The sequence below is a fragment of the Vibrio sp. 947 genome (assembly GCF_033339115.1).
GTDB classification, from domain to species: Bacteria; Pseudomonadota; Gammaproteobacteria; order Enterobacterales; family Vibrionaceae; genus Vibrio; species Vibrio alginolyticus.
In genome coordinates this window covers 411,842-418,027 of the sequence record NZ_JAWOTX010000002.1, presented here as the reverse complement: position 1 = coordinate 418,027, position 6,186 = coordinate 411,842, and the positions used below count along the sequence as shown (strand labels likewise).

The window sequence follows — 6,186 nt, the reverse complement described above, 5'->3', positions numbered from 1 at the left end:
TAAGCGCCATCGCCTGATATCTCAATGATTTTACGACGTGTCTGCTTGAGTAAGTTGGGGAGCACTTCGGCATCAGTGACGTTAGATAAGCTCAGCTCTGCTGCGACTATTTCGTGGGTGCTTGTATCTACCGCGATATGCAGCTTACGCCAGACTCTTCGCTTCCCATCAGTTCCATGCTTCTTGACCTTCCATTCACCTTCGCCATAAACCTTGAGGCCAGTGGCATCAATTGCCAGATGTTGTATCGCACCTCTGGTTTTGGTTTTAAATGAAACCTCAACTTCCTTAGCTCGGCGGCTTATACAGGTGTAGTGTGGGCAAACAAGCGGGATGTTAGCCAGCTTAAATACGGACTCTAAAAAACCTTGCAGCGCTCTCAATGGCATAGAGAAAACGCGTTTCACCATCAGAGCGGTAGTAATGGCTAAGTCGCTGAATCGGCGAGGTCTACCACGCTTGCCTTGTTTGTTTTGCTTCCACTCGGCTATCGCTTCCTCATCAATCCAAAAGGTCAGAGAACCACGGTTGATTAAGGCTTTGTTGTACTGCTTCCAGTTAGTTGTTTTGTAACGAGGTTTAGGCATGAGGCTACGATGCTTGATGGGTGTAGCCGATCAGATCGTATCTTTTTGATTTAGTTCCATCGATTTAAGCAACAAAGCCATCTGGATCTATTCTCAGAGGATGTTGACTTTTTCTTTCCTAAATTTGGGCAAGCGAAAGGAAAGAGTGCCTTAGTGGAGTTTGGCAATAGGATTGGTAGCTCGTTGATTAGTATCTGGCACGACATAGACGGCTTTCAAATAACGACTGCTGGAAACAAGGTCATTGTTGAAGGACAGGAAGGCGGCGTAATGAGTGATGGTACCTCTTGGCCGGACAACAAAGTTTCCACAGGGCGTTTTTGTAGTGTATTTGAGTTTGAAGGAAAAATAATAAGTCGTATGTTTGTGTACGTAGATCCTGACTTTCCGAGTCGAGATTTTGAGAGAATTTCCGTGCTGTCAGGCGAGAGCAACGTGCGACAAACTGTTCAAGCCTGAATACTACCGTTACCGCATAGCATCTTTGTTATGCGGTAGTATTCGTAGTTAAGGTGTGTTGAGGGCTTTGATATCGCTTTACTCACACCTTATCAGTGCGTTAGCCACATTCCCTTACTGATAGAAATGCTACTTTCTTCAATCGTCCTGTATTATGATAATGAAAAAGATTGCATTAATTTTAAGATTAAAATGAACCAAAAATTTTTTCTAAAACTACTCCCTGTCCCTTTTCTTCTAGCCGGTTGCCAGTCTACGCAAAGCCAGCTACAGCCTATACCTGAAAACGTATTATCAAACCTATCGACTCAATGGGCAGTGGTAGAGGCCTGTTTTCATTCCGATGCTTATAGCTTAGAGCAATCGGTAAACTATCGAGAGGCCATTAACTATTCTTTTTCTACTTGGCTAGTCGATCAGTCCGATATCGATCAGTCGGTAAATGAAGCTCGTGTAGCGTTATCAGAATATCAGTCTCAGAATGATGGTTTAGGAACAACATGTAAGGATTGGCACCTACCCCTAGAATCTGGATTGCGAGAAGTTAACAATCATAAGAATCAAGTGGCGATAGACCAACAGCGAGCACATGAAATACATAAAGCAAACGCTTCTAAACCTGTGACGTATTCAACACCAGCATCTACTTCGACTAGTAATGTTGTTCACTGTTACAAATTGGAAGACGTTAGCTTGAATAAGAACATTCAAACCTTTAATGGAATGATATGCCCTATAGGCTGGCTTAAATATTATGGCTATTAATGTATTTGATTAATACAGGACTTAAGAATGAACTCTAAGTTTAATTTTTAGTTCAAGATTGGGTTTCTTGTTTACAATGTTATGTTTCCAGTTGGATTACCGTATTCGAATAGATTGACGAAGTTAATCAATATATGTGTATTGATGCTTACTTTTTATCGAGTTATCTTTGTTTGATAGCCATTAAAACGAGTAAGGAAACAAAGTGACTGTGTTAACAAAAGGCATACACCACGTAGGTTTAACCGTATCTAACCTAGAAGCAAGCGCGAAGTTTTTCACTGAACAATTAGGTTGGAGTGAAGTAAAAAGAAATCCAGACTACCCGGCAATATTTGTGAGTGATGGGCATATCATGCTTACACTATGGGCGGCTAAGGCTGATGCCGCCACTCCATTTGACAGAAAAACGAATATTGGTTTGCATCACTTAGCTTTACTCGTAGAGACTGAGAAGCAACTCTATGAGTTGCGTGATCAATTTATGGCGTCGGGAATCGAAATTGAGTTTGGTCCCGAGCTTGTTAAAACAGGACCCGCAAAACATTTAATGTGTTACGACCCAAGTGGTATTAGGGTTGAGTTTTTCTGGGCGGGCTCATAAAACAAACATAACAAAGTTTTATAATAGGGATTTGGTACACATGGCATTGTTAGTTTGCACCGCCTTTGGTATTTAAGGTGCTTAGCAGAAGCTTGTGTATCGAATGCCCCTCCCCTCCTACTACAGATTTTGCGACTTACGAGTAAGTCCAAAAGGATAAATGTTATGTATAAAATCGGCGTTGTTTTATTTGATGATTTCACGGATGTCGATTTCTTTCTTATGTATGACTTGCTGGGGCGCACAACCGACAGTTGGACAGTAAGTATACTTGGAACTAAATCTGAACATCATTCCCACCTCGGTATGAAAGTTAAAACAGACGGACACCTTTCTGAGGTGACGAATCAAGATGTCGTTCTTATTACAAGCGGCAAACGGGGTATTCCAGCCGCTTTAAAAGATGCTGAATTTATGTCGGCGTTGAATCTTGATCCAAATAGGCAGCTAATAGGTTCGATTTGTGCGGGATCATTCATCCTCCATGAACTCGGTTTACTAAAAGGCAAGCGATTAACAACAAACCCAGATGCAAAGGCTGTTCTACAAAGTATGGGAGGAGATGTTCAGGATCTGCCTCTCGTGATAGACGGTAATGTAGCGACGGCCGGTGGCTGTCTTTCACTGATGTATCTAATTGGTTGGTTAACAGAACGGCTATTTGACTCAAACAAACGAAAAGCTATACAAAATCAATTGATACCTGCTGGGCAATTAGAGCTATTTGAAGAGCTTATTGCCACAACTATTCAATCAGCAGAGTTAGCAAGCTCGGATAACAAGGCGTTAAATAATCATTCATAACATGTGGTGTTTTACATTACGTTAGTTTTAGTGTTTAGGGTAAGTCACACATCAGTCTTGTGTGACTTACCCTTGAACATAACGCCACTTGGGGAAATTAACTTACAGGGAGTAAATCAATTGGTAAAAATGTACGGTTCTGAAGAGACAAGAGCGTTTTGCTGTAATTGTAAAGAAGTAACGCTACATCGGTACGAAAGCTTCTCTAAAGCGCAGGAAAAGACCGAGAAAAAAGCTAAAGGTTTCTTCTCAGGTCTATTTGCAGCAATAATTAGCTCATTAATGGAAGGCGAAGCGACTGGTGACTACAAATGTACAATATGCGGCACCAATCTTCACACGCCAGATAATTTAGATTAATAGTCAGTGTCTCTAATGCCACGGCTGGTGGCACGCAACATAATTTATAGACGGCTCTAGTGGGTTTGAAGCGTATACACCTTATGCATTGCATTTAGGGTTTTGAGGTAGTGTTGCGGATCAAGTAGTGCGCTTTTATCTCTAACAAGGGGCTAAAGCAGAGCAAAAACAAGGGACAAGAAAAGAAGTAGTTTTACTTGAGTATCAATGAATTACAGACACAAAAAAGCCCACCAAAAGGTGGGCTTTTTCTAAAATTTGGTGGGTCCGGGCGAACTCGAATCGCCGACCCCTACCATGTCAAGGTAGTACTCTAACCAACTGAGCTACGGACCCAAATTTTGTGTTCCTAACCATTCAATTCAGAATGGTGCGTCCGAGTGGACTCGAACCACCGACCCCCGCCATGTCAAGGCGATACTCTAACCAGCTGAGCTACGGACGCATTTCTCTGGAACGACGAGGATATTAGCTATAAGCGAACGACGGTGCAAGCACAAATTTGCCAACTTTGAACCGTTTGGCGAAAATGTAAACTCAACACGCGTTTTCAGATGATTTTATCGACAAGAACTGGGCCTGTAGGGTTTAAAAGTGTGATCTATATAACTTTTATTATCTCACTTAATTGTCGTAAGGCACTTCACTGAGCATCCAAATCTGTAAGGTTTGCGATACCTTAGGGCAAGTACCAAACAAAATCTGATATTTAGGTTTAAATGGTTCGCCGATATAGGTTGTACGGATCAACTCTCCTGTTTTAACATCCACTTGAGTGCTCACCCTGCCTTTGAAGTTTTGAAATATGACAAACTGCTCACTGTGGTAAACCATTTGCTCTCGGTAAAACAAGAAATGATCTTGGGGTGTCTCTGTCAATTCACACTCTAGTGGTTTCAAATTAGGTATCGCACTAACATTAGATGCGATGAACAATGCTGACAAAATCCATCCGTATCGCATATGGCTGCCCTATTCTGCACTCTTTTTCAAAGTATAGGTCTTGCCTTGAGGACAGATACAAAAAAGGCTTTGATCATCTCTAATCAAAGCCCCTTATTTCTGCAGGTTAATTGTCGTGTTTAGTCGTCCGCCTCAAACACAACGTTATAATTTTCGGTGTATGTACAATTCGGCTGACGGCTACAAGTAAAGAAACGTCTCCCTTTGAACTCACCTTGGCTTGCGGTTTTAATGATCATCGGACTGCCGCATTTTTTGCAAAAGCGCACTTCTTTATCAGGCTCAATCAAATCAATGTGTGCCGCAAGCAAACGACGTAATCGCCCAACTTGATAACTGTGCTTTACCGAGGCGCCAATTAAAGGCAGGTTGGCCGTCTTACAAACATGAATCAATAACTTTTGTCTTTCTATCTTACCCTTGTTTAGCTCCTGCCCATTATCCAATTCAACGATAACGCGCGGCTCTAGTGTCCTTGGGTCACAAATAACGTAATCAAAATAGCTTCGAGATATACGATTGTTCGCGACAAAAAACTGCTTCTTATTTTTGATTTCTTTTGGCGTAACCAAACTGGACATGTTTACTTTCGCGAATACTACGGCATGCTCCCCTACCGCCGCTCTTAACGCATTATAGAACGCACCCTCTTGACCTCTGAGCAGAGGGCCTTTCGAGCGATAAGGATAATCACGCGTGTCATCGTGCTTAATCACGTACTTTTGAATAACAAAGAAGAATAAAACCAGAAGAACAACAATGATAAAAATGTTGGTCATAAATAAAGTGCATCCAAAACAACTCGTTGCTCAAAGCGTAAATGGAAATGTTATGCAGAGCAACAAAACCTCGCAATTTTGAGGCGCCACGACGATAGCGAGAAACAGAAAATTTTGCTCACCAATAAAAACAAGCCAATCACACACTTGGATTGGCTCGTTTAAATTTTTTTAATACATTATGTATGCTAAGAATCAACTATTAGCGTCTGGCTGATTCTCTGGCATCGCATCAATAAAAGCTGGCAGTTGATTGCATGACTGCACAACAGCGTTAATGGTTGGATAAAGAGAGGTATCTACACCAAAGCGTTGTGCGTTATAAAATTGTGGTACCAGACAAATATCGACAATAGATGGCGAGCTTGTCAGGCTAAACTTACAATCACCATTTAGTTTACGATGCTTCTGAAGTTTCTCTTCTAATGCCGTAAAACCTTTGTGGATCCAGTGATGAATCCAAGCGACTTTGCGCTCTGGCTCGCAAGCTAACTCCCCCTCTAAATACTGTAGAACTCTTAAGTTATTCAGGGGATGAATCTCCATTGCAATATCCTGAGCCAAAGCTAGCGCTTGGTATCGAAGCGGCGTTTGCTCGGGGATCACGGTGACATCCGGGTAGTGTTCTTCTAAGTATTGAATGATCGCCAGTGACTGGGTTAACTGAACCTCCCCATCCACCAGCAAAGGAACCAGTTCAGAAGCGTTTAACTCATGGTACTCGTCACTGTGTTGTTCGCCACCATTGCGCACCAAGTGTACCGATTTTGAATCATACGATAACTCTTTAAGATTCAAGCAAATACGCACACGATACGCCGCCGATGATCGCCAGTATCCGTATAAAATCATGCTATCGCTCATA

Annotated in this window: 8 protein-coding genes, 2 tRNA genes and 1 pseudogene; 5 read left to right on the top strand and 6 right to left on the bottom strand. The window is 42.0% G+C overall.

Going from position 1 to position 6,186, the window contains the following annotated elements; translation table 11 throughout:
- A pseudogene (locus tag R7Q39_RS04425) lies at nt 1–587 on the bottom strand (IS5-like element ISVal1 family transposase); the annotation flags it as partial.
- Between the two features lie 183 nt (nt 588–770).
- Between R7Q39_RS04425 and R7Q39_RS04420 the strand changes: the two are divergent.
- From R7Q39_RS04420 to R7Q39_RS04400, 5 genes are all read left to right on the top strand, one after another.
- Nucleotides 771–1,046 carry a hypothetical protein gene (locus tag R7Q39_RS04420; RefSeq protein WP_318075804.1) on the top strand — a complete coding sequence of 92 codons (276 nt, stop codon included), beginning with the start codon at nt 771–773 and terminating at the stop codon, nt 1,044–1,046.
- 192 nt (nt 1,047–1,238) lie between these two features.
- Nucleotides 1,239–1,811 carry a hypothetical protein gene (locus R7Q39_RS04415; RefSeq protein ID WP_225466652.1) on the top strand — a complete coding sequence of 191 codons (573 nt, stop codon included), beginning with the start codon at nt 1,239–1,241 and terminating at the stop codon, nt 1,809–1,811.
- A gap of 205 nt (nt 1,812–2,016) precedes the next feature.
- Entirely contained in the window at nt 2,017–2,415 is a 399-nt protein-coding gene (locus R7Q39_RS04410) for a VOC family protein (RefSeq protein WP_031780991.1), read from the top strand.
- A 165-nt stretch (nt 2,416–2,580) separates the two neighbouring features.
- The gene (locus tag R7Q39_RS04405) at nt 2,581–3,219 is read left to right on the top strand and encodes a DJ-1/PfpI family protein (protein WP_054574092.1); all 639 of its coding nucleotides are present in this window, start codon (nt 2,581–2,583) and stop codon (nt 3,217–3,219) included.
- A 129-nt stretch (nt 3,220–3,348) separates the two neighbouring features.
- On the top strand, nt 3,349–3,579 hold the full coding sequence (locus R7Q39_RS04400; RefSeq protein ID WP_017820907.1) for a hypothetical protein: 231 nt from the start codon (nt 3,349–3,351) through the stop codon (nt 3,577–3,579).
- Nucleotides 3,580–3,838: 259 nt separating this feature from the next.
- On the opposite strand, the gene R7Q39_RS04395 is transcribed toward R7Q39_RS04400, so the two are convergent.
- The 5 genes from R7Q39_RS04395 to maiA all read right to left on the bottom strand — a co-directional run bounded on the left by R7Q39_RS04395 (nt 3,839) and on the right by maiA (nt 6,185).
- Nucleotides 3,839–3,915: transfer RNA gene (locus R7Q39_RS04395), tRNA-Val, on the bottom strand.
- Between the two features lie 32 nt (nt 3,916–3,947).
- Nucleotides 3,948–4,024 (bottom strand) — tRNA-Val (locus tag R7Q39_RS04390).
- A 179-nt stretch (nt 4,025–4,203) separates the two neighbouring features.
- Complete coding sequence (locus tag R7Q39_RS04385) at nt 4,204–4,542, bottom strand: hypothetical protein (protein WP_005377830.1); 339 nt, start codon at nt 4,540–4,542, stop codon at nt 4,204–4,206.
- A 119-nt stretch (nt 4,543–4,661) separates the two neighbouring features.
- Entirely contained in the window at nt 4,662–5,321 is a 660-nt protein-coding gene (locus R7Q39_RS04380) for a DUF2726 domain-containing protein (protein ID WP_047100684.1), read from the bottom strand.
- Nucleotides 5,322–5,516: 195 nt separating this feature from the next.
- The gene (maiA, locus tag R7Q39_RS04375; RefSeq protein ID WP_005377832.1) at nt 5,517–6,185 is read right to left on the bottom strand and encodes a maleylacetoacetate isomerase; all 669 of its coding nucleotides are present in this window, start codon (nt 6,183–6,185) and stop codon (nt 5,517–5,519) included.
- Nucleotide 6,186 lies beyond the last annotated feature (1 nt).

What these genes read in the sequence shown, in the direction of transcription:
- R7Q39_RS04415 (WP_225466652.1), top strand. Translation starts at nt 1,239, where the DNA reads ATGAACCAAAAATTTTTTCTAAAACTACTCCCTGTCCCTTTTCTTCTA.
- R7Q39_RS04405 (WP_054574092.1), top strand. Translation starts at nt 2,581, where the DNA reads ATGTATAAAATCGGCGTTGTTTTATTTGATGATTTCACGGATGTCGAT.
- R7Q39_RS04400 (WP_017820907.1), top strand. Translation starts at nt 3,349, where the DNA reads ATGTACGGTTCTGAAGAGACAAGAGCGTTTTGCTGTAATTGTAAAGAA.
- R7Q39_RS04385 (WP_005377830.1), bottom strand. Translation starts at nt 4,542, where the DNA reads ATGCGATACGGATGGATTTTGTCAGCATTGTTCATCGCATCTAATGTT.
- R7Q39_RS04380 (WP_047100684.1), bottom strand. Translation starts at nt 5,321, where the DNA reads ATGACCAACATTTTTATCATTGTTGTTCTTCTGGTTTTATTCTTCTTT.
- maiA (WP_005377832.1), bottom strand. Translation starts at nt 6,185, where the DNA reads ATGAGCGATAGCATGATTTTATACGGATACTGGCGATCATCGGCGGCG.